A 21450-nucleotide genomic window follows, 5' to 3' on the forward strand; every position below is an offset into this window, starting at 1 on the left:
GCCGACGTTGGACACTTGAGAAGGTGTTACCCATGTCCTGGCACGGGTGTTACCCATGTCTCCGGTCTATACAGCCCCGCAGAAGAAAGTTACCCCGCTGCCGGGCGGGACTCCCGGCAATGCATCGAGCAGCCACACCCATCGCAAAAGCAACGCATGATTCACCCATGCAATCAGCGCACACTCTCCGCGGCGCCAGCCGCCTCGCCGTCGACGCCACCACCGGCGTCACCAATCTCGTCGAGGCCATGCACGCCGAGATCGCCCGGCTGCCGCTGACCCAGCAACGCGAACGCACCTCCGGCATCACCGGCCTGGTCTATCGCAGCGTGCGCGGCGTGACCCGCTTGGTGGGCGGTGGCCTCGACATCGCGCTGGGCGCCCTGACCCCACTGCTCGGCCAGGCCGAGGCCGATCGGGCCAACGCCGCGCAGGCCGCATTGAACGGCGTACTGGGCGACTACCTCGAAGACACCCTCAACCCGCTGGCCACGGCGATGAGCCTGCGCCCGCTGGTGGACGGTGCGACCGGACCGGCCCTCATCATGCTGCACGGCCTGTGCATGAACGAGGCGCAGTGGCGCCGCGACGGAGCCGACTTCCCCGCCGCGCTCGCGGCACTCGGCTACCAGCCGCTGGGCCTGCGCTACAACAGCGGCCGACCGATCTGGCGCAACGGCGCCGAGCTGGCCAAGCTGATGGACGACGTGCCCGGCCCGCTGACGCTGCTCGGCCACAGCATGGGCGGCCTGGTGGCACGCAGCGCCATTGCCCAGGCCGGGCGGCGGCGCTGGCCCAAGCGGCTGCAAGCCCTCGTCACGCTCGGCACGCCGCACCAGGGCGCGCCGCTGGAACGCGGCGGCCAGCAGGTGCAGCAGCTGCTCAACATCAGCGCCTACTCGCGCCCGCTGTCCCTGCTGGCCGCGCGGCGCAGTGCCGGCATCCGTGACCTGCGCCATGCCAGCCTGCTTGAAGCCGATGCCGGCAAGGCCAGCGCCTTGCCGCTGCCTGAAGGCGTGGCCTGCTACGCCGTGGCGGCCACCACGTCCAAGTCCGCCAGCGGCTCACCCGCTCGATGGCTCGGCGACGGCCTGGTGCCGGTGGCCAGCGCGCTGGGCCAGCACCGTTCGCCGGCGCGCCGGCTCGCCTTCACCGACACCGCCCTCTTCACCGGTCTGGGCCATCTGGGCCTGCAGACCGACGCCGCCGTGCTGGATCAACTGCAGCGCTGGTTGAAGCCATGATCGCGACAGCTGCCGCGTACCAGCCGGCCGCCAGAGGTGGTCCCCGTCGGGAAGGCAGGGCGGGCCCCTAACTTCCGCCCGGCAATACCAGTTGCAGCAGGCCCACAATGCCGCTCGCTGGCCCGCTTCCACCCTTGCCGCCATGACGCTTTCTCCGATCAAGCCTCCGCCCCGGCCCCGGCCGGCAGCCCTGCTCGACCTGACGCCCGACTGGCTGCAATGGCTGGCCGACAACCGGCTCTGGGACTGCGCGCCCGCCTCCATGCTGGACACCATGGTCACCGCCGGCCAGGACACCGAGACCGCCGCCGCCGCCATCGGCCAGATCGACCAGGACCCGGTCTTCCAGGCCGCTCGCCGCCACCAGCAGATGCTGCGCAAGCTGGAGTCGGTCTGCGGCAATCTGCAGAAGGTCTGGCAGCAGGACCCCAATTACGCCGTCGTCGAGAAGCGCCGCGGCGTGGGCCGCGAGGAGTTCCTGGCACGCTATGTCTACGGCTGCCGGCCCGTCGTGCTGACGGACATCGCCGAGGACTGGCCGGCCATGCGCCGCTGGTCGCCGGCCGACCTGAGCCAGCGCTTCGGCCATCTGGAGGTCGACGTGCAGGTGGGCCGCAACACCGACACCCTGTTCGAGCAGAACAAGGAAAAGCTGCGACAGCGCATGAAGGTGTCGCAGTTCGTCGATCTCGTCGTCAGCGGCGGCGCCACCAACGACCATTACCTGACGGCCAACGACGAGATGCTGCGCCGGCCCGAGTTCATGCCGCTGCTGCAGGACATCGGCCGCATGCCGCCCATCTGCGATCCGGCGCTGCTGCACACGGCCGCCTCCTTCTGGTTCGGCCCGGCGGGCACGCGCACGCCGCTGCATCACGACACGCTGATGCTCTTCCACACCCAGGTGGTCGGCCGCAAACGCTGGCGCTTCGTGTCGCCGCTGCAGACGCCGGCGCTCTACAACCGCATGGGCGTCTACAGCCCCATCGACCTGGATGCCCCCGACTACGCCCGCTACCCGCGGCTGCGCGAGGCCGTCGTGCTGGAGACGGTGCTGGAACCGGGCGACACCCTCTTCCTGCCGCTGGGCTGGTGGCACCAGGTGTCATCGCTGGAGATGAGCATGTCCTTCTCGTACACCAACTTCGATACCGGCGTGCCCAACGAGTTCAGCTATGTGAACCCGAGCATCGGCAACTGGTAGCTCAGGAGCACCCCGAGCGAGGAAAGCTGCACGCATCCGTTTTTCCAAAGGCAACGGCAGTGGCGCGCGGCGGCAGAGGCCACCATAGACTCGGCCAGCGGAGCTGCCCACGGCATCGAGGGCGCGCATTCGCCAGGCTATGGCGCAAAGAAATCTTCGAACGGACCGGTTTCGCATCAGAAGGACTGCGATGCGAGGCGCTGCGCGGCTGGCGGCCGCCCTGTTGGCCGGATGCGCAGCCTTCGGCACGCCGGTCGCCGGCCAGGCTCAGGCGGCTGCGGCGACAAGTGCGGCCTCCGCTCCCGGCGCCCGGGCGCCCGCCCTGGACATCGCCGAGCTGAAGGCCAGGATCGCCTCGGACGACCGCCGGCGGCCTGCCGCTTCGATCGAACTGGCCCAACAGGCGCTCGCAGCAGCCGGGTTGGCGCCCGAGGATCGCCGCTGGCTGCGTACGCGCCTGGTGCGCGACCTGGACCGCCTGGACCGGACGGAGGAGGCCGTCGCCCAGGCCGGCATCGGCCGGCGGGAAGCTCGCGACGAGCAGGAACGGCTGCATTTCGACCGGTTGGAGATGATGGCGCTGGTGGATGCGCACCGCCACGACGACGTGCTCAAGCGCTACCAGAGCGTCGCCCCCCGGCTGCCAGCGCTGGCGAGGGACGCAGCGAATGCCGAAGCGCGCCTGATCGCGGCGGACATCTGGCGGCTTGCCGGCATCGCCACGTTTGGCGTCGGCCGGCTGCCCGAGGCCGCGGAACTGCTGACACAGGCCTTGCGCATCCTCGATGAGCGCCCCGACGCCGTCTACGAGTTCGCGCAGGCGCTGACCTACACGGCCCTCGTGCATTCGCGTTCCGGTCGCGTCGACGAAGCGTTGCGCACGGTGCAACGCGCCATCGACGTCTCGGAGGCCGCAGGGGATCGCTCCGCCCTGTCCAGCTACTACCTGCGCAAGGGTTATTTTCTCGGCCTGCTCGGGCGCCCCGACGAACAGCATGAAGCGCTGCTCAAGGCCCGGGCCACCGCGCGGGACGAATTGAGGAACTACAACCTCGCCGTCGCAGCGACCAACCTGGCCGACGTCGCCCTGCAGAAGAAGGACTACCGCGCCGCGCTGAGCTATGCCGAGGAGGCCATGCCCCTCGTGGAGCGCAGCGGCGACAAGGAGTCACTTTGGATCTGCTGGGTCAACAAGGGCATTGCCCTGAACCGGCTGGGGCGGCCCGGCGGCCTCGATTGGATACGCAAGGCCATCGCCGTCTTCACCGCGACACCCGGCATGGCCGCCAACGCGGCTGACGTCCAGGGCCTGCTGGCCGAGGAGCTGGCCTTCGCCCACGACTACCCGCAAGCCTACGAGGCGGCGATGCAATTCAAGCGCCTGAGCGACGAGGTGCGCAAGGCCGCCGACCACAAGCGCATCGCCCAGGCGCAGGCCGCCTATGAGGCCGACAAGCGCCAGCGTCAGATCCAAGCGCTGGAGCATGAGCAGCAGTATCAGCAACGCTTCCACTGGCTGCTGGCGCTGGCCGCCGTGGCCGGGCTGGTGGCGGCCATCGTCGCGGCCGTCAGCCGCCATCACGTCAAGCGGGCCTACCAGGCGATGCGCGACATGGCGTTCTCGGACCCCCTGACCGGCCTGCGCAACCGCCGCCACCTGGTGAGCAACGTGCAGGAGGACATGGCGCGAGCACGGCGCCTGCGTGCCAACGCTGGCGCTGGCGTCGGGCCGGCCAACACCGACATCATCTTCATGATGATCGACGTCGATCACTTCAAGGCCGTCAACGACGTGCACGGCCACGCGGCCGGCGACGCGGTGCTCAGGCAATGCGCCGCCGTGCTGCAACGACAGCTGCGCGAGTCCGACACCCTCGTGCGCTGGGGTGGCGAGGAGTTCCTCGTCTTCGCCCGCCAGGCCAATGCCGGTGAGATCCACGTGCTGGCCGAGCGGCTGCGCGCCAGCATCGCCGCCCACGACTTCGTGCTGGACGACGGCCAGGTGCTGCGCAAGACCTGCTCCATCGGCTACGCCTGCCACCCCCTGCAACCGGATGCCCAGGGCGCGGCGCCGGCGGACTGGAACGACACCGTGGCACTGGCCGACCAATGCCTGTACGTCGCCAAGGCCAGCGGCCGCGACGTCTGGGTCGGCGTCACCGCCATAGACACCCCGCGATCATGCGGGCACCCGGACATCCGGGAACTGCGGGCCGGGGTCGATGCCGGCGTCTACACGCTGCGGTGCAGTGACGGGCGCGAGATCGTCTGGCCGGCGTCATGAAGCGCGGGTTCGAGCAACTCGAGAACCTGGCGCCGCCCGGTCAATGACCTGTCGGGGCATGTCGCCGGGTTGACGCCAGGGCTAGTCTTCGCGCCGCAGAATCGGCCCCAAAGCCGATGACAGCCCTGGAGACATGCCATGCCCGAAAGCCATTACCGCATCTGCCCGCTGTGCGAGGCCTGCTGCGGCCTGGAAGTGAAAACCGAAGGTGCCAAGGTCATCAGCATCCGCGGCGCCGACAACGACGTCTTCAGCCACGGCTACCTCTGCCCCAAGGGCGTGAGCCTGAAGGACCTGCACGAAGACCCCGACCGCCTGCGCACGCCGCTGATCAAGCGCGACGGCAAGTTTGTGCCGGCGAGCTGGGACGAGGCTTTTGCCGAGATCGAAAAACGCCTGCTGCCGATCTGGCGTGAGCACGGCCCGGATTCGGTGGCCTTGACCATCGGCAACCCGGCCGCGCACAAGGTCAGCCTGCTGGCCTACACGCCGCGCCTGGTGCGGGCACTGGGCACCCGCAATGCCTTCAGCGCATCGACGCTGGACCAGATGCCCAAGCAGCTCAGCGCCGGCCTGATGTTCGGCCACTGGCTGTCCATTCCTCTGCCCGACATCGAGCGCTGCGACTACCTGCTCATCCTCGGCGGCAACCCGATGATCAGCAACGGCAGCCTGTGGACGGTGCCCGACTACCGCGGCAAGGCCAAGGCCATGCGCGCGCGCGGCGGGCGCATCGTCGTCGTCGACCCGCGCCGCAGCGAGACGGCCGCGGCGGCCGACGAGCATCTGGCCATCCGGCCCGGCGGCGATGCGCTGCTGCTGGCCGGCATCGCCCACACGCTGTTCGACGAAGGCCTGTTGAAGCTCGGTCGGCTGGCCGATCACATCAACGGTCTGGACGAAGCCCGCGCCGCCGTGCAGCCTTTCGCGCCCGAGATGACGGCCGCCGGCTGCGGCATCCCGGCCGAGGTCCAGCGCCGCATCGCCCGCGAGATCGCCAGCGCGCCGCGCGCCGCCGTCTATGGCCGCATCGGCACCTGCACGACGCGCTTCGGCACGGTCAACTCCTGGCTGGTCGACCTCATCAACGCGCTGACCGGCAACCTCGACCGAGAGGGCGGTGCGATGTTCGCCAAGGCCGCCGCCTTCGCGTCCAACACGCAGGGCAAGCCCGGCAGCGGCAAGGGCATCACGACGGGGCGCCGCAAGAGCCGCGTGTCCGGTGCGCCGGAGGTCTTCGGCGAGCTGCCCATCACCGTGATGGCCGAGGAGATGGAGACCGCTGGCGAGGGCCAGATCAAGGCGCTGATCAGCATCGCCAGCAATCCGGTGCTGTCGGCCCCCGGCGGCCCGCGCATCGCCAAAGCGCTGGAGAAGCTGGACTTCATGCTCAGCCTGGACATCTACGTCAACGAGACCAGCCGCCATGCCGACGTCATCCTGCCCGGCCTGTCGCCGCTGGAGGACCTGCACTTCGACGTCGCCTTCCCACAGCTCAGCCACCGCAACCACGCGCGCTTCTCCGGCCCCGTGTTCGACGCGCCGGCCGGCACGCCGCAGGAGTGGCAGACCATCCTGCGCCTGTGCGCCCTGCTCGAAGGCCGCGGCCTGGATGTCGACGTGGCCCAGCTCGACGACGACGCCATCGAGTCCGACGTGAAGCGCTTTGCCGGCGACCAGACGCCCGCCGTGCTGGCCGCACTGCAGCCCTGGCGCGGCCCCGAGCGGCTGATCGACCTGCAGCTGCGCGTCGGCCCCTATGGCGATCAGTTCGGCCGCAAGCCCGATGGCATCAACCTGGCCAAGGTCAAGGCGGCAAGCACCGTCGAACGCGGTGGCATCGACCTCGGTGCGCTGACCGCGCGCATTCCCGAGATCCTGCGCACGCCCAGCGGCAGGATCGAACTCGCACCGCCCTCGGTGCTGGCCGACCTGACCTCAGTCCGGACCGAGCCCGCCCCCGAGTTCAGCCTCATCGGCCGGCGCGACACGCGCTCGGGCAACAGCTGGATGCACAACCTGCCGGTGCTGGCCAAGGGGCCGGACCGCTGCACGCTGCTGGTCAACCCGGGTGACGCGGATCGCCTGGGCCTGGCCGAGTTTGCCCGGATCAAAAGCGCGGTCGGTGAGCTGATCGCGCGCGTCGAGCGCAGCGCCGACATGAGCCCCGGCGTGGTCAGCCTGCCGCATGGCTGGGGGCATGACCTGGACGGCGTGCAGCTCGGCGTGGCGCGCGAGCGGCCGGGCGTCAACATGAACGAGCTGCTGGACGACGCGGCACGGGACCCTTTGAGCGGCAATGCAGTGCTGAGCGGCATCGCCGTGGAGATTGCACCCGCCTGACCTGCCGGGACCGCGACGACCCGCCACATTTTGCGAACAACTTGTCAAGCATCGCCGGGCCGACCTGCCTAAACTCCCAGTAAAGCGGCGGTCGTCCCTGGCGCGCTCGCCACGGACGGCGATGGCGCGACGCATCCGCCAGCGGGAGCGATTTGATGGATGCAAAAGTTGCCGACCCTCCGGTCGTGCTGTTCGTCGATGACGAGGTGTCGATCCTCAGTGCGCTGCGACGGCTGTTCCGGCCCCAGGGTTACCGGGTGTTGCTGGCCGAGAGCGCCAAGGCCGGGCTGGCCATGCTGGAGACCGAACCGGTCGATCTCGTCGTGTCCGACATGCGCATGCCGGAGATGGACGGCGCGGCGCTGCTCGAACAGGTCCACCAGCGCTGGCCGACCGTCGGGCGCATCCTGTTGACGGGTTATGCCGATATCGGCTCGACCGTCGCAGCCATCAACCGCGGGCAGATCCACCGCTATATCGCCAAGCCTTGGGACGACCGCGAGCTGGTGATGTGCGTGCAGGACGGCCTGGAGCGCCGCCGGCTGGAGAAGGAAAACCGCGCGCTGCAGCTGCTGACTCAAAGGCAGAACGACGAACTGCAGGCCTTGAACACCGACCTGGCGGCGCGGGTCAAGGCGCGGACCAGCGAGCTGGAACAGGTCAACGCCATGCTGGAGACCTCGTTCGCGCAGTTGCAGGAGAACTTCCTGCTGTCGATCAACGTGTTCTCAGGTCTGATCGAGCTGCGTGGTGGTGGCATGGCGGGCTATTCACGCGAGGTGGCCGACCTGGCTCGCCGCACGGCGCGGCGGCTCAACCTGGGTGCAGCGGCAGAGGAAGACATCTACATCACCGGCCTGCTGCATGAGGTCGGCAAGATCGGCCTTCCGGACACGATGCTGCGCAAGCCGCTCTCGGCCATGTCCAGCGATGAGCTCGCCCTGTACCGCCGCTACCCGCTCAATGGCGAGGCGGCGCTGCTGCCGCTGGGGCGGCTGCAACGCGTGGCGCGCCTGGTGCGGTCGCACCACGAACGCATCGACGGCAAGGGCTACCCCGATGCGCTGAGCGGCGACGAGGTGCCGCTCGGCGCGCAGGTGGTGAGCGTGGCTTGCGACTACTACGCCGCACAGTCCGGCCGGCTGTCGCTGAAGCGCCATTCGGCGGCCGAGGCGCATTCGCTGATCCTCGGCGGTGCCGGCACGCGTTACGAGAAGGCTGTTGTCGAGGCCTTCGAGCTGGCGCTCAAGGACGAGCCCTCCGAGAAGCCGCGTGACCGGGAGCTGCAGCCTCACGAAGTGATGCCGGGCATGGTGCTGTCCCGCGACCTGCTGTCGCCGCAGGGCACGCTGCTGCTGGCGGCGGGTTTCGTCTTCGACAACCGGGTCGTCAGGCAGCTGCGCGAATTCGCCGGCCGTGAAGGCGCAAAGCTGCATGTCTTCGTGAAGCTGCCTGAAGGAGGTGCGACGTGAGCGAACGCATCCTGCTCGTCGACGACGAGCCTCACATCCTCAGCGCGCTGCAGCGCCTGCTGCGCAACGGGCTGAAGGACACCGGCGGCGCGCGCTATGACGTCGAAAGCTTCACCGACGGCGCCGTGGCTCTGGCGCGGGCGCGCGAGTGCGCTTTCGCGCTGGCCATCTCCGATCAGCGCATGCCGGGCATGACCGGCGTGGAATTCCTGCGCGAACTGCGTCAGGTGCAGCCCGACTGCGGGCGCATCATCCTGTCCGGCTATGCCGACCTGAACGCGCTGGTGGCGGCCATCAACGAGGCCGAGATCGCCCGTTTCATCTCCAAGCCCTGGGCCGACTTCGACCTGCTCAGCGCCGTGCGCCAGGTGTTGCGCATCCGCGAGCTGACGATGGAGAACCAGCGCCTGGCTGACCAGGTGCGCCAGCAGATGGGCGTGCTCACCGCCCAGGAGGCGGAGCTGCGCCGCCTGGAGCGGCTCGAACCGGGCATCACCCATGTGAAATGGGGCAGCGACGGCTCGTTCATCCTGGAGGACCCGGATGAAGAGGTGAAGTGGTGACCGTACTGACGGTCGACTTCAGCCTGGCGCTGCAGGCCGTCAGTGCGTCGGTCCTGGTGCATGGATCGGACCGCATCCTGTTCGCCAACGCGGCGATGGAACGCCTGCTGGGCTATGGGCTGGAGGCGCTGCAGCAGATGCCGCCGCACGGCTGGGCAGCGCCCGAGTTCGCCGATGAGTTGCGGCGCTATGGCCAGCGGGCGCTGGCCGAGGAAGGCGAGCTGCCCGCGATCGAGATCGAGGCGCTGACGGGCAGCGGCTCGCTGCGCGTGCTGGAAGTCAAGGCGCATCGCGTCATGCTCGACGGCCAACCCTGTGCGGTGCTGACCGGGCAGGACCTCAGCGACATCCGCCACGTGCAGACCAGCCTGCTGGACATCGGCCGCGTGCTCTACCAGATCCTCGAGAACAACCCTGTGGCCACGCTCGTGATCGACAAGTCTCACCGCGTCACGCACTGGAACGCCTCCTGTGCCCAGCTCACCGGCCGCGACGCCTCCGAGATGCTGGGCCGCGACGACACCTGGCGCGCCTTCTACCCCGAAGCCAGGCCGCTGCTGGTCGACCTGATCCTGGACGGCAATGTCGAGCAGGAGCGCCAGCGCCTGTACGGCCGGCACTGCCAACCGTCGCCGCACATCGCCAACGCCTACGAGGTCGAGGGCTATTTCCCCAATTTCGGCCGGGAAGGGCGCTGGCTCTACTTCACGGCCGCCCCGCTGGTCGATGCCCACGGCGAAGTCGTCGGCGCCATCGAGACACTCCAGGACATCACGCGACGGCGCCAGGCCGAGGACGAACTCCGCCGCCATCGCAACGAACTCGAGAACATGATCGCGGACCGCACGGCCGAGTTGCTGAGCACCCACCATGAACTCGAAGCCTTTCTGGAGAACGCGTCGGTAGGCATCATCGCGACGGCCAATCAGCAGATCCAGCGCGGCAACAAGAAGTTCATCGAGATGTTCGAACTCGGTGACGTCCCGCCCCATGGACTGCCGACGCGCCGCCTGTTCAAGAGCGACGAAGACTTCGAAGCGCTGAGCCAGATCGCCATCCCGGTGCTGTCGCGGGGCGGCTCGCTGCTGCACGAGATGGAGGTCTGCACGCTGGCCGGCAACACGCTGTGGGTGCAGATCATTGCCTACGTATCCAACCCCGAGGAGCCGACAGCGGGCACCTGGTGGCTGCTGCAGGACCGCACGGAGGTGCGCCGCGTGCAGCGTGAGCTGGAGCTCAACTACGAGCGCATCAAGCAGACCAACAACCGGCTTGAGGAAGCGCAGAACCAGCTGCTGCAGGCCGAGAAGATGGCCTCCATCGGCCAGCTCGCCGCCGGTGTCGCCCACGAAATCAACAACCCGATCGGCTTTGTCAGCTCCAACCTCGGCTCGCTGCGCGGCTATGTCCAACCTGTCTTCGCGTTGCTCGCACTGCTGAGGAAGACGCCGGCCGACGCGCTGCCTCGCGATGTGCGAGAAGAGCTGGACCGGGTGGATGCCGCCGTCGACCTGAGCTTCGTGCAGGAGGACCTGCCCCAGTTGCTCGACGAGAGCGAGGAGGGGCTGTCGCGGGTCAAGAAGATCGTGCAGGACCTCAAGGACTTCTCGCGCGTCGACCATGCCGATTGGCAGGACGCCGACCTCAATGCCGGGCTGGACTCGACGCTCAACGTCGTCATGAACGAGGTCAAGTACAAGGCCGAGGTTCGCAAGGACTATGCCGTGCTGCCCCCGGTGCATTGCATCGCCGCGCAGCTCAACCAGGTCTTCATGAATCTGATCGTCAATGCGGCCCATGCCATCAAGGAGCGCGGCACGATCACGCTGACCACGCGCGCCGAGGATGGCTGGGTTCGCATCGAGATCGCAGACACGGGCAGCGGCATGAGCGAGGAGGTCAAGCGGCGCATCTTCGAGCCCTTCTTCACGACCAAACCCGTCGGCCAAGGGACGGGCCTGGGCCTGTCCCTGTCTTTTTCCATCGTGCAAAAGCACGGCGGCCGCATCGAAGTGGATTCCCAACCCGGCGTCGGCACGCGCTTCACGGTCTGGATCCCGCTGCACCCGCCGCAGCCCGCCTGAGCTTTTGTGTCCTGGGTGACACAAAGCAACCACAGGGCAGTAACTCACGAAACGCAGACTGGCGGCATCGAAAGCTCGCGCTGCCCGCCGAGTCAGAAGTCACGCAGCGCCTTTGTGGGGCCCCGTATCTCGGCACCCCGGCGCCTAGACTGAACCTGTTTCACAACCCAGAGGGCAAACCCGTCGAAAGGCGGGGACGCAAAGCCACCGGCCTACAGCGCGCAAGCGCCACGGCAGCGGGGCCACCAAGACCGGCAGGTCTTGATCGGCGTGGCCCTCCTTCGTACGAGAACCCGGCCATGCGCAGTACCCGCCCTGTCTCCTGGACTTCCTGGACCTTCAGCCTGCTGACCGCCGCGGCCCTGACCGCTTGCGGCGGTGGCAGCAGCGACAGCCCGACCGTCCAGGTCAGCGAGGCAAGCTCGGTCATCAACCTGAGCGTGGATCTTGAGGAAGGCAGCACTGCCGCGACCAATGTCGTCGCCCAGCCCAGCTTCCACACCGCCGCCGTCGATCTCGAAGAACCCGACAACGGTGCCGCACCCCACCGCAGCCACGCCCTGGCCGGTGTCGCCACCCAAGGCCTGACACGCGACCGCCTGGACGACGCCATGCGGCCTCGCGCCTTCGCGGCGGGTGCAGGCGAAGCCGCCCCGATGGCGACGTCCACTGCGGTGACGACCTATACGCCGGCACAGATCCGCGCCGCCTACGCGCAGCCGGCCCTGCCCGCCAGCACCGCCGGCCTGACCGCAGCCCAGGCCGCCCAGCTCGGCGCCGGCCAGACCATCTACATCGTCAACGCCAAGCACGACCCCAACATCGCCGCCGAGCTGGCCGCCTTCAACGCCAAGTTCGCGCTGCCGGCCTGCAGCTCGCGCAACCTGGCGGCCAACGCCAGCCTGCCGCTGGCCAAAGCCTCCGCGTCCAGCTGCGAGCTGGTCATTGCCTACAGCACGACCGCCGGCGCCCTGACCGCCACGGCGCCCGCCTACGACAGCGGTTGGGCCACCGAGATTGCGCTGGACGTGCAATGGGCCCACGCGACGGCACCGCTGGCGCGCCTCGTCCTCATCGAAGCGCCGGACGCCGGCGTCGGCAGCCTGTCCAAGGCCGTGGCCCTGGCCAACAAGATGGGCGCTGGCGTGGTGTCCATGAGCTTCGGCGCCGCCGAGGGCAGCTGGACGTCGAGCTATGACAGCGCCTTCGCCACCGCCGGCATGAGTTACCTGGCCGCCACCGGTGACAACGGCGCGGCCGTGTCCTGGCCTTCGGTGTCAACCCGCGTCGTGGCCGTCGGCGGCACCACGCTGAGCTACAGCAGCGGTGCGCGCAGCGAAACCACCTGGACCGGCACCGGCGGCGGCACCAGCGCCTATGTGGCCCTGCCCAGCTACCAGAGCGGCACCATTGGCGGCTACGCCAAGCGCGCCGTCGCCGACGTCGCCTTCAACGCCGACCCCAACTCCGGCCAGTACGTGGCGCTGATTGCACAGGGCACGACGACGACGCGCTGGGTCAGCGCCGGCGGCACCAGCCTGGCCACGCCGCAATGGGCCGGCCTGCTGGCCGTGGCCAACGCGATGCGCGCCGCCGCCAGCAAGGCCCTGCTCGGCCAACCGCACGCGGCCCTCTACCAGCAGATCGGCGCCGTGCCGACGCAGTACGCCGCCGCCTTCAAGGACGTGGCCAGCGGCAGCAACGGCACATGCACGAGCTGCACCGCCAAGACCGGCTATGACACCCCGACCGGCTGGGGCACGCCCAACGTCAGCGCCCTGCTGAGCAGCCTCAGCGGCGCCAGCGTCACGACCTCGACGACCACCCCCACGCCGACGACCAGCAGCGGCCCCACGCTGACGACCACCAGCCTGAGCGGCACGGCCGGCAAGGCTCTCGCCGCCACCATCGGCTACTCGGCGCCGGGCGCGAGCTCGCTGAGCATCAGCATCAGCGGCGCCGCCAGCGGCATGAGCTTCTCGGCCACCAGCAGCGGCCTCGCCCTGAACTGGGCCAACCCGGTAGCCGGCCGCACCAACCTCGTCATCACGCTGAAGGACAACCTCGGCCAGACGAGCACGGGCAACGTGACGGTGACGATCAACGCGAGCTGAACTCAGCACTGGCGACTGCTCGAATACTGCTTCGTCACGATCCAGACCAGCTGACACGGGCAATGAGGCCGCCACCATCGCGTGGCATCAACCTGAGCTCGGCGCCTTCGGCGCGCGCGATGCGCTCGACGATGGCCAGGCCCAGGCCCGAGCCGGGCTTGCCGCCGCGCGCCGTGTCGCCGCGCTGAAAGGGGCGCTTGAGATCGTCGACCCGGGCCGGCGCGATGCCCGGGCCGCGGTCGCGCACCTCGATCCAGGCGGCACCGGCGTTTTCACCGCAGGCCAGCTCGATGGGTGGCGCGCCATGGTTCTGCGCATTGGCGATGAGGTTGAGGACGAGGCGGCGCAACGCCTGCGGCCGTGCGCGCCGATGCACTGCCTGCCCATTGGCCAGCACCGGTTGCGGCAGGCCCGGCGCCAGGGCCAGCGTCTCGGCCAGGAATTCGCGCAGCTCGACGTCCACGGCCGGCAGCTCCTGCTCGGCGGGGTGGGCGGCGCGCGCGTAGTCGAGGAACTGGGTCAGCAGCCCGTCCAGGCCGTGGAGGCTGCGGTCCAGCGTGTCGAGCAATTCCCTGTCCCCTTGGCCCGCCCGATCGAAAGAACCACGCAGCAACTCGCTGGCGAGGCGAATCTTTGCCAGCGGCGTGCGCAGGTCATGCGACAAACCGGCCAGCATCAGCAATCGCTCCTCCTCGTCGCGCGCCAGGGCCTCGGCCATGTCGTTGAAGCCGCGCGCCAGCGCCGCGGTCTCGGCCGGGCCGTCAGTGGGCAGCAGCAAGCGGCGCTGGCCGGCACCGACCGCCCGGGCCGCGTCGACGAGGCGGGCCAGCGGGCGGTTGATGCGGCGCTGGATCAACCAGGCGCCGAGCAAGGCCAGCAAGGCACTGGCGCCACTGGCGATCAGCCAGGTGCGCGCGAAATGGTGAGCCGGCTGCACGGCAGGCAGCACCAGCCAGATCGGCGCGCCAGGCAGTTGCACCGCGATGAGGCCGTTGGCTTCGCGCCGCCACGGCAGCTCGCCGCGCTCCAGGCCCAGTTGCGTCGCCAGTTCGGCCAGGAAGCCGCGCTCCACCCAGGTCGGCCGCTCGAGCAGGCGCTGCTGCTGGCCCGAGCCGGCGCGCGCATTGAAGCGATCCACGAAGCCGGCGCGCTCGGCCTCGGGCAACAGGCGCATGCCTTCGGCGACGGCCTGCAGGCTGCGCGCGGTCGCCTCGGCCGACTGCTGCAGGCGCGGCCGGGCGACGAACTGCGCATAAGCAAGCGCATTGACCAGCTGGCCCAGCACGATCAGGCAGACGATGAGCCACAGGTTGCGGCCGAACAGCGTGGACAGGCCGAACTTCATTGCGCGCCCGGTTCCAGGATGAACACATAACCGAGACCCCACACCGTCTGGATGTGGCGCGGCGCGCTCGGGTCGGCCTCGACAAGGCGGCGCAGCCGCATGACCTGCACGTCCAGGCTGCGGTCGCTGACGCCGTGCTCGTCGCCATGCGCCAGGGCCAGCAGCTTCTCGCGGCCCAGCGGCCGGTTGGGCTGGCTGGCCAGCGCGCGCAGCAGCTGGAACTCGACGGTGCTGATCTCCACCGCCGCGCCAGCGCGCTCCAGCCGGCGTTGCGTGGGATAGAGGGTGAAGTCACCGAAGCGCACCGCTTCCTCGCCCGCAGGGCCGAGGTGGGCACCGAGCTGCTGCTGGCGACGCACCATCGCCTGGATGCGCGCCAGCAGCTCACGCGGGGCGAAGGGCTTGGCCAGGTAGTCGTCGGCGCCCATCTCCAGGCCCAGCACACGGTCGACGAGGTCGCCGCGCGCCGTCAGCATCAGGATGGGAATGGTCTCGCCCTGGCCGCGCAAGCGGCGGCACAGCGACAGGCCGTCCTCGCCCGGCATCATCAAATCCAGCACCAGCACGTCGAAGCGTTCGCGCGCCAGCAGCTGCGCGGCGGTGGCGGCATCGGGCACGGCGCGCACGCTTTGGCCTTGCTCGGTCAGATAGCGCTGCAGCAGGCCGCGCAGCTCGGCCTCGTCGTCGGCGATCAGGATGCGGCTCATGGGGGGATGTTAGGGAGAAGCCCGCCCCCCACCTTGCCGGAAAACAATGACAAACCGTTGCAAGCCGCGCCCGCCGTCAGGCCCTGCAAGCACTGCAACCCGCGCGGCAACCTTTGCGCGGCCACAGCTGGGCAGCATGGCCCCACCTCAAACGGAGATCGCCATGCGCCACGCCGCCTTCACCCTGCTCACCCTGCTGATTGCCGCCCCGCTCATTGCTCAAGCCGAACCAACGCCACTGCAGCGCGCCGGCGCCGCACGGTTGACGGCCGAGAAGTCTGCGGCCTGCGTGGCCGCCCAGCCCTTCTATTGGGAGATCGGCAACGCCACCCAGCCGCTGGCCGGCGGCAAGGCCGGCGAAAACGGCCCCGAGCGCCACACCGAGATGGCCATCGCCTCCGCCTCCAAATGGGTCTACGCCGCCTTCGTGGCCGAGCGCCGCCAGGGCCAGCTCAGCGCCGAGGACGTCAAGTTCCTGCACTTCCAGTCCGGCTACACCTACTACCACGTGTGCCGCCAGAACCAGAGCGTGGCGGCCTGCCAGCAAAGCCTCATCAACGGCCGCGGTCGCCTCAATCCGGCCACCGAAAACCGCTTCGACTACAACGGCGGCCACATGCAGCAGCACGCCATCCTGATGGGCCTGGGCTCGCTGGACCCGGAGGGTCTGGCCCTTGCGATGCGGCAGTCGCTCGCACCCACGCTCGGCACGGACTGGTCCTTCAGCTACAGCCAGGCCATGCCGGCCGGCGGCGGCCAGACCAGCGCGGCAGACTACAGCCGCCTGCTGCGCGCCCTGCTGGGCGGCCAGCTGCAACTCGGCCGCTTGCTGGGCAAGGAGGCCGTCTGCACCAACCCGCAGGTCTGCCCGAGCGATGCCGTGAAGACGCCCATCCCTGCGACGGAGAGCTGGCACTACAGCCTCGGCCACTGGGTGGAGGACGACCCGCAGGTCGGTGACGGTGCCTTCAGCAGCCCGGGCGCCTTCGGCTTCTATCCGTGGATCAGCGCCGACCAGCGCTTCTACGGCATCGTCGCTCGCGAGCAGCGCCGTGGCGCCCTGGGCGACGACCCCAGCGACAAGCCGGCGGTGGCTTCGGTGAACTGCGGGCGCGAGATCCGCGCTGCGTGGATGGACGGCCAGCCTCGTCGCTGAATGGAGAAGAGATGCCGCCGAAGCCGGCGCACTCCGCGAGCGCGCGCCGGCTTGGGATAACTTGCCGTCTCAGCGCATCCGGTCGGTCTCGAATGCGATGCGATCAACGCTGCCGTCGACGTTGCGGAACAGGCGCACGCGACGCATGCCGTCGGGGCTGACGAGCAGCTCGGTGTTCTCGGCGCGCCAGGTCTCCAGCGGGCTCTCGTCGAGGCTGACGCCCAGACTGCGCACGCCGACATGGACCTTCAGCGTGCGGCCATCGTCCAGCAGAAATTCGCCTCGTGCGTCGCGCAGCATGGCGCGGCCGGTCATGGCGGGCACGGTGGGTTCCTGGGCACTCGCGGGCGCGATCAGCGTCATGGTTGCGAGCAGAGCGGCCGACAGGGTGAGGGGTCGCAGATTCGTCCAGGTCTTCATGGTGAGGTACTCCTTAGGTTCCCCGAGGCCAGTCGCCTCGGCACAAACCATAGTGCAAACCCCATGCCAGCTCGAAATGCCAAGAACTTCACGGTCAAACGGCGTCTTCAATCAGTATTCGCCCCAGGTCTGGGCCTGAGCGCCCCGCATCGCGACACCACGCCTCGCGATGGCGCGGCGCTTGACCCTCACGTCACGTGAGGCTTCATCATCCGGCCCGTTTCATGCACGAGCCTGGATATGGACTACACGGTGGGAGAGCTGGCCAAACGGGCCGGCTTGACGGTGCGCACCCTGCACCACTACGAAGAACTCGGCCTGCTGCGCCCCTCGGGCCGCAGCGAGGCTGGCTACCGCCGCTACGGCGATGCCGACGTGCTGCGCCTGCACCGGGTGCTGGCGCTGCGCGACGCCGGCCTGTCGCTGAAGGCCATCGCGCCGCTGCTGGACGGCGAGGCGCCGCAGCCGCTGGCTGACGTGCTGCAGGCCCAGATCGAACAGGTCGAGGCCCAGTTGCAGGCGCAGGAGAGCCTGCTGCTGACGCTGCGCAATGCTGCCAAGCGGCTGGAACTGCAGGGCGATGGCGGCGATGCGGTGCAGGTGCTGCTGGACGCCATGGCCATCCGACGCGTGCACGAGCGCTGGTTCAGCCCGGAGCAGCTGCGCGCCATGCGCCGGCAATGGGAAGCCATCCCCGAGCCGGAGCGCGACGCCGTCGAGCTGGAATGGCCGCAGCTGATCAAGGAAGCTCGCGCGGCGATGGACGCCGGCCTCGACCCGGCCGCGCCCGAGGTCCAGGCCCTGGTGCGGCGCTGGCTGGCGCTGCAGAAGCAGTTCCTGGAAGTGGCGCCCGGCATGAAGGACACGATGCAGCGCATGTATGCCGCCGAGCCCGAACTGGCGCGCCAGTCCGGTGTGACGCCTGAACTGATCGCCTACCTGCGCCGCTCCAAAGAAACATTGCCCCTCGGGGAACAGTCATGAGCGACCCGCGCCGCGAACTCTTTCGCAACGCCAATTTCCGCTGGATCATCGGCGGCGGCCTGCTGTCCATGCTGGGCGACCAGTTCACGCTGCTGGCCCTGCCCTGGCTCGTCATGGGCCTGAGCCGCGACCCGCTGGTGCTGGGCACCGTGCTGGCCCTGGGCAGCCTGCCGCGCGCCATCTTCATCCTGGTTGGCGGCGCGCTGGTGGACCGCCACTCGCCCAAGGCCGTGCTGCTGCTGACCAAGTGGATCAACTTCGCGCTGCTCGGCCTGCTGGCCGCGCTGACCGCCACGGGCGCGGTCACGCTGCCCTGGGTCTATGGCCTGACGCTGGCCATCGGCCTGGCGACTGCCTTCAGCTATCCGGCCGGCAGCGCCATCCTGCCGCAGACCGTGCCGGCCACGCTGATCCAGCCGGCCAACGGCGTGCTGATGGGCGCGCGCCAGCTGGTGCTGCTGCTCGGGCCGGTGCTGGCCGGCCTGCTGGTGACGGCGGGCAGCGAGCCGGCGCTGAGCGGCCACGGCTTGGCACTGGCCTTCGGTTTCGATGCGCTGAGCTTTGCGATCTCGGCCTGGACGCTGTCGCGCGTGCAGGTGGCAGCCAGCGAGGCCAGGCCGCCTCAGCCCGTCTTCGCGGCCATTGCCGAGTCGCTGAAGAGCTGCTGGCAGGACCGCGAGCTGCGCGCCCTCTTCACGTATTTCTCGGCAATAGCCTTCTTCGTCGGCGGCCCCATCCAGGTGGCGCTGCCGGTGCTGGCCGCCGAGCGCCTGCCCGGTGGCGCCGCGGCCTTGGGCGCAATGCTGGCCGTGCACGGCCTGGGCGCGCTGGCGGGCATGGCGGTGTCAGGTCTGAAGCCGCATTGGCGCCTGTCCACGCTGGGCGGCACGGTGCTGCTGATCGACACCGTCGCCGGCTGCGTCTTCCTCGCCTTCGGCCATGTGCATGCGGCCTGGCAGGGTGCGCTGCTGCTGTTGCCACTGGGCGCCCTGGGTGGCTTCGTGCAGGTGGCCGTCTACAGCTGGCTGCAAAAGCGCATCCCGCCCGAGATGCTGGGCCGCTCGATGGCGCTGTTCATGTTCATCGTCATGGGGCTGGCACCGCTGGCTTCGGCGGCAGCCGGGGCGGCGCTGCGGGTGCTGGACGTGACGCAGCTGTTCACGGCGGCGGCCTTGTGCCTGCTGGGGGTGGTTGCGTTAGGGGCGTTATTCACGCCGATGCGGCGGATTGCGTATCTGGAGGCGGTGGGTTGAGCGGGATTCGGCTCGCAATGGACCGCCGCATTGCAGCGACCTCAGTCGGTCGGCACCGAGCTTCGTGCGACCGGTGCTCGGCGGATTCCGGTCATTCGGGGGCGTCGGCCGGTCAGCTCGACCGGCGGGTCTGATAGTGAAACCGGCCGTCGATGATGCCGCCCTACGTCATCCCGTCCGAGTTACCGCTTCCGCTGGTCGCGACCGGCTCATGTCGACCCGTAGCGGAATTCGAGGCCAGGCACGTGAGCCGCCGCAAGGCTGATGTTCGACATTCCAACTGAGCTGCGCGCTGCGGCTGGGGCCGGAATGCCCAGAATGAGATGTGGGCCTGAAGAGACCAGCCGTTGCGAGTCGGATCGAGCGCAGAGTTTGTCACCCTGCCACTCCTGAGGTGCAAGCGTCCTTGATGTGCCGTACTGCCTCTCACGCGTACAGCCGAGATAGATGACACCGAACAAGGAAAACACCTAAGCGCTGCTCATCAATTCTCGGGATGACCATCATGCGTGTGCGCGGCAACGTGCGGCCCAGGAGGAAGTCATGCACACGCTATTGCGATGGACCGTTATTGGAGGGCTGGGCTGCACGCTCATGGGATGCAGTTCGCTGCACCTCTACAACAGCGCGAACGACCAGAAAGCCACCAGCGCCAAGGCCGACTACGACGCCAGCAAGATCACCGACTCGATCAAGCTGAGCCGCGCGGTGTTCGACGCGCTGGACACCAAGGAGGTCGAGGCCTTCCGGGCCCTCAACCTGGCCGAGCGCAACGCGGCGCTGCTGTCGCTGCTGAGCGAGTCCGGCACGTCGGAGCCACGTACGACGAAAAGCGGGTTCGTGGCCCGGTTCAACAAGCGGTTGGATGAGCGGCTGAAGCTGCTCACCGGGACCTCTCAGGACGCCCGGCAGGCCTACCTCGAACTCACCGGGGCCATGAAAGCCGTGAACGACGACGCCGAGAGCGAGGGGCTCGCGCGCACCGCCCTGAAGGGCTTCGACACCGCGTTTGCGGCCTTGCCCGACTGCAACGCAGAGGTCGCCGGGCTGAGAGACAGCACCGACCTCGGCAAGGCCCAGACCCTGCTCAAGAAGCCGGACCTCAAGCCCAAGCATGACGTCGTGACGCCGACCTGGCTCGGCGGCATCAAGGCCGTGGGTGACCGATGCGCCATCCTGATCCAGAGCCGGCAGGCCCTGGAAGGAAAGAAGCAGAAGCTGAGCGGCCAGTTGTTGGCTGCGGCGAACGACACGAACAGCCGGAGCGTTGCCCTCAAGGACAAGCAGAGCCAGTCGAAAGACGCTGCGGCCCAGCTCAAGGCGGCGACCGAGGCGCTCGCCAACGCCCAGAAAGCGGTCAATGACGCCAAGGCCACACCAGACCTGACCTGCGACCTGTCACAGCCTGCAGCGGCCGAAGGTGCGGCATCCGCCCCCGCTTCCGAGAAAGGGGCCGCCAAGAAGAAGAGCGAGCTCTGCGAGGCCCTGGCCAAGCTCAAGGGGCTGGAGGACTTCGGCATTCAGGCCATCTCCGAGGAGCGGCTGACCCGCATCAACGACATCCTTGCCGCCGTCGGCGGCGAGCCCACACCGGCCGACAAGGCCAAGGCCGAGCCCGGCCTCGTATTCCTGAGCACCTCCTCACGGTTTGGCCAGGCCTGGACGCAATACCAGCAGGCCGGCAAGCTGCCCGCGCTGGAGCCGCTGCTGATCGACAAGGAGATCACCACCGCACAGTCGGCCTACGCCCAGGCTGGCGTGCGGCTCGCCGAGTCCCGCGTCCAGCACGCGAAGGCCTACGAGGCCGCCACGCTGCTGGAAGTCACCCTGCTGCTGCAGGCCAGGGCGGAAGTCGCCTCGCTCGGCAAAGCCCCGGCCACCGGCACCCCCTGCGACCTCGAGAAGCCCACGGTCTTCTGCGCGTCGGTCGGCGACCTGCTGAGCGACAAGAAATTGGCCAAGACCGCGGGCAATGGCGGGGAAACGGCCAATCGCAGGGCCTACCGCGCCCTGGCCTACCTGTCCGAGAGCTACAGCGTTGCCCGCGACCGCCAGCTGGAAGCCGAGCTGCGCCTGATCGACACCGAGTACCGCGTGGCGCTGAGCAAGTCGGAGGCCTCCCTGTCGGGCTGGAACGCACTGCTGTCCGTGCCGGTCGACCAGCTCAAGGCATACCACGCCGGCGGCATCAAGCCCGCGGAAGCGGCGTCGCTTGCGGCGCAGGTGGTGCAGGCGCTGGCGGCTGTCGGCATCGCCGTTCGCATCAAGTAACCGGAG

Annotated in this window: 15 protein-coding genes and 1 riboswitch; of the genes, 12 read left to right on the forward strand and 3 right to left on the reverse strand. The window is 68.9% G+C overall.

The genetic code is table 11. The features are described 5' to 3' along the window. The first annotated feature begins 167 nt into the window (after nucleotides 1-167). The 8 genes from ASC91_RS07295 (at nucleotide 168) to ASC91_RS07330 (ending at nucleotide 13308) form a co-directional block, all read left to right on the forward strand. Nucleotides 168-1244 (forward strand): hypothetical protein, encoded by a 1077-nt coding sequence (locus ASC91_RS07295; RefSeq protein WP_082532506.1) that lies wholly within the window; start codon nucleotides 168-170, stop codon nucleotides 1242-1244. A 142-nt stretch (nucleotides 1245-1386) separates the two neighbouring features. Continuing rightward, nucleotides 1387-2448, forward strand: coding sequence for a cupin-like domain-containing protein (locus tag ASC91_RS07300; RefSeq protein ID WP_056194500.1), 1062 nt, complete (start codon nucleotides 1387-1389; stop codon nucleotides 2446-2448). A gap of 190 nt (nucleotides 2449-2638) precedes the next feature. Beyond that, complete coding sequence (locus tag ASC91_RS07305; RefSeq protein ID WP_056194503.1) at nucleotides 2639-4732, forward strand: diguanylate cyclase; 2094 nt, start codon at nucleotides 2639-2641, stop codon at nucleotides 4730-4732. A gap of 138 nt (nucleotides 4733-4870) precedes the next feature. Then, on the forward strand, nucleotides 4871-7075 hold the full coding sequence (locus tag ASC91_RS07310; RefSeq protein ID WP_056194505.1) for a molybdopterin-dependent oxidoreductase: 2205 nt from the start codon (nucleotides 4871-4873) through the stop codon (nucleotides 7073-7075). Between the two features lie 155 nt (nucleotides 7076-7230). Continuing rightward, the gene (locus ASC91_RS07315) at nucleotides 7231-8547 is read left to right on the forward strand and encodes an HD domain-containing phosphohydrolase (RefSeq protein ID WP_056194507.1); all 1317 of its coding nucleotides are present in this window, start codon (nucleotides 7231-7233) and stop codon (nucleotides 8545-8547) included. After that, on the forward strand, nucleotides 8544-9110 hold the full coding sequence (locus ASC91_RS07320; protein ID WP_056194510.1) for a response regulator: 567 nt from the start codon (nucleotides 8544-8546) through the stop codon (nucleotides 9108-9110). The genes ASC91_RS07315 and ASC91_RS07320 overlap by 4 nt, the downstream gene beginning before the upstream one ends. Beyond that, nucleotides 9104-11194, forward strand: a complete 2091-nt coding sequence (locus ASC91_RS07325) for an ATP-binding protein (RefSeq protein WP_056194512.1) — start codon at nucleotides 9104-9106, stop codon at nucleotides 11192-11194. The genes ASC91_RS07320 and ASC91_RS07325 overlap by 7 nt, the downstream gene beginning before the upstream one ends. Nucleotides 11195-11357: 163 nt before the next feature. Beyond that, nucleotides 11358-11444: riboswitch (cyclic di-GMP riboswitch) on the forward strand. A gap of 49 nt (nucleotides 11445-11493) precedes the next feature. Continuing rightward, nucleotides 11494-13308 carry a S53 family peptidase gene (locus tag ASC91_RS07330; protein WP_056194516.1) on the forward strand — a complete coding sequence of 605 codons (1815 nt, stop codon included), beginning with the start codon at nucleotides 11494-11496 and terminating at the stop codon, nucleotides 13306-13308. A gap of 34 nt (nucleotides 13309-13342) precedes the next feature. On the opposite strand, the gene ASC91_RS07335 is transcribed toward ASC91_RS07330, so the two are convergent. Together ASC91_RS07335 and ASC91_RS07340 are read right to left on the reverse strand one after the other, a co-directional pair. Then, nucleotides 13343-14653 carry an ATP-binding protein gene (locus ASC91_RS07335; RefSeq protein ID WP_056194518.1) on the reverse strand — a complete coding sequence of 437 codons (1311 nt, stop codon included), beginning with the start codon at nucleotides 14651-14653 and terminating at the stop codon, nucleotides 13343-13345. Continuing rightward, the gene (locus ASC91_RS07340; RefSeq protein WP_056194521.1) at nucleotides 14650-15360 is read right to left on the reverse strand and encodes a response regulator; all 711 of its coding nucleotides are present in this window, start codon (nucleotides 15358-15360) and stop codon (nucleotides 14650-14652) included. The genes ASC91_RS07335 and ASC91_RS07340 overlap by 4 nt, the downstream gene beginning before the upstream one ends. Before the next feature lie 163 nt (nucleotides 15361-15523). Here ASC91_RS07340 and ASC91_RS07345 point away from each other — a divergent pair, with 163 nt between their 5' ends. Continuing rightward, a complete protein-coding gene (locus tag ASC91_RS07345; protein ID WP_056194523.1) occupies nucleotides 15524-16516 on the forward strand; it encodes a hypothetical protein in 993 nt (330 codons plus the stop codon). A 69-nt stretch (nucleotides 16517-16585) separates the two neighbouring features. Here the strand turns inward: ASC91_RS07345 and ASC91_RS07350 are convergent, their stop codons facing one another. After that, nucleotides 16586-16936: a hypothetical protein gene (locus tag ASC91_RS07350; RefSeq protein ID WP_056194526.1), complete on the reverse strand. Its 351-nt coding sequence runs from the start codon at nucleotides 16934-16936 to the stop codon at nucleotides 16586-16588. Nucleotides 16937-17176: 240 nt separating this feature from the next. On the opposite strand from ASC91_RS07350, the gene ASC91_RS07355 reads away from it, so the two are divergent. The 3 genes from ASC91_RS07355 to ASC91_RS07365 all read left to right on the forward strand — a co-directional run bounded on the left by ASC91_RS07355 (nucleotide 17177) and on the right by ASC91_RS07365 (nucleotide 21444). Then, nucleotides 17177-17920: a MerR family transcriptional regulator gene (locus ASC91_RS07355; RefSeq protein WP_056194529.1), complete on the forward strand. Its 744-nt coding sequence runs from the start codon at nucleotides 17177-17179 to the stop codon at nucleotides 17918-17920. Then, nucleotides 17917-19173 (forward strand): MFS transporter, encoded by a 1257-nt coding sequence (locus tag ASC91_RS07360; RefSeq protein WP_056194532.1) that lies wholly within the window; start codon nucleotides 17917-17919, stop codon nucleotides 19171-19173. The genes ASC91_RS07355 and ASC91_RS07360 overlap by 4 nt, the downstream gene beginning before the upstream one ends. Nucleotides 19174-19716: 543 nt before the next feature. Beyond that, the gene (locus ASC91_RS07365; RefSeq protein ID WP_157281276.1) at nucleotides 19717-21444 is read left to right on the forward strand and encodes a hypothetical protein; all 1728 of its coding nucleotides are present in this window, start codon (nucleotides 19717-19719) and stop codon (nucleotides 21442-21444) included. Nucleotides 21445-21450 lie beyond the last annotated feature (6 nt).

It is taken from the genome of Pelomonas sp. Root1237 (genome assembly GCF_001425055.1).
Classification (GTDB): Bacteria; Pseudomonadota; Gammaproteobacteria; order Burkholderiales; family Burkholderiaceae_C; genus Pelomonas.

Excerpts from the sequence above, each read along its gene's own strand:
- ASC91_RS07295 (WP_082532506.1), top strand. The coding sequence starts at position 168 with ATGCAATCAGCGCACACTCTCCGCGGCGCCAGCCGCCTCGCCGTCGAC.
- ASC91_RS07300 (WP_056194500.1), top strand. The coding sequence starts at position 1,387 with ATGACGCTTTCTCCGATCAAGCCTCCGCCCCGGCCCCGGCCGGCAGCC.
- ASC91_RS07305 (WP_056194503.1), top strand. The coding sequence starts at position 2,639 with ATGCGAGGCGCTGCGCGGCTGGCGGCCGCCCTGTTGGCCGGATGCGCA.
- ASC91_RS07310 (WP_056194505.1), top strand. The coding sequence starts at position 4,871 with ATGCCCGAAAGCCATTACCGCATCTGCCCGCTGTGCGAGGCCTGCTGC.
- ASC91_RS07315 (WP_056194507.1), top strand. The coding sequence starts at position 7,231 with ATGGATGCAAAAGTTGCCGACCCTCCGGTCGTGCTGTTCGTCGATGAC.
- ASC91_RS07330 (WP_056194516.1), top strand. The coding sequence starts at position 11,494 with ATGCGCAGTACCCGCCCTGTCTCCTGGACTTCCTGGACCTTCAGCCTG.
- ASC91_RS07335 (WP_056194518.1), bottom strand. The coding sequence starts at position 14,653 with ATGAAGTTCGGCCTGTCCACGCTGTTCGGCCGCAACCTGTGGCTCATC.
- ASC91_RS07340 (WP_056194521.1), bottom strand. The coding sequence starts at position 15,360 with ATGAGCCGCATCCTGATCGCCGACGACGAGGCCGAGCTGCGCGGCCTG.
- ASC91_RS07345 (WP_056194523.1), top strand. The coding sequence starts at position 15,524 with ATGCGCCACGCCGCCTTCACCCTGCTCACCCTGCTGATTGCCGCCCCG.
- ASC91_RS07350 (WP_056194526.1), bottom strand. The coding sequence starts at position 16,936 with ATGAAGACCTGGACGAATCTGCGACCCCTCACCCTGTCGGCCGCTCTG.
- ASC91_RS07355 (WP_056194529.1), top strand. The coding sequence starts at position 17,177 with ATGGACTACACGGTGGGAGAGCTGGCCAAACGGGCCGGCTTGACGGTG.
- ASC91_RS07360 (WP_056194532.1), top strand. The coding sequence starts at position 17,917 with ATGAGCGACCCGCGCCGCGAACTCTTTCGCAACGCCAATTTCCGCTGG.
- ASC91_RS07365 (WP_157281276.1), top strand. The coding sequence starts at position 19,717 with ATGCACACGCTATTGCGATGGACCGTTATTGGAGGGCTGGGCTGCACG.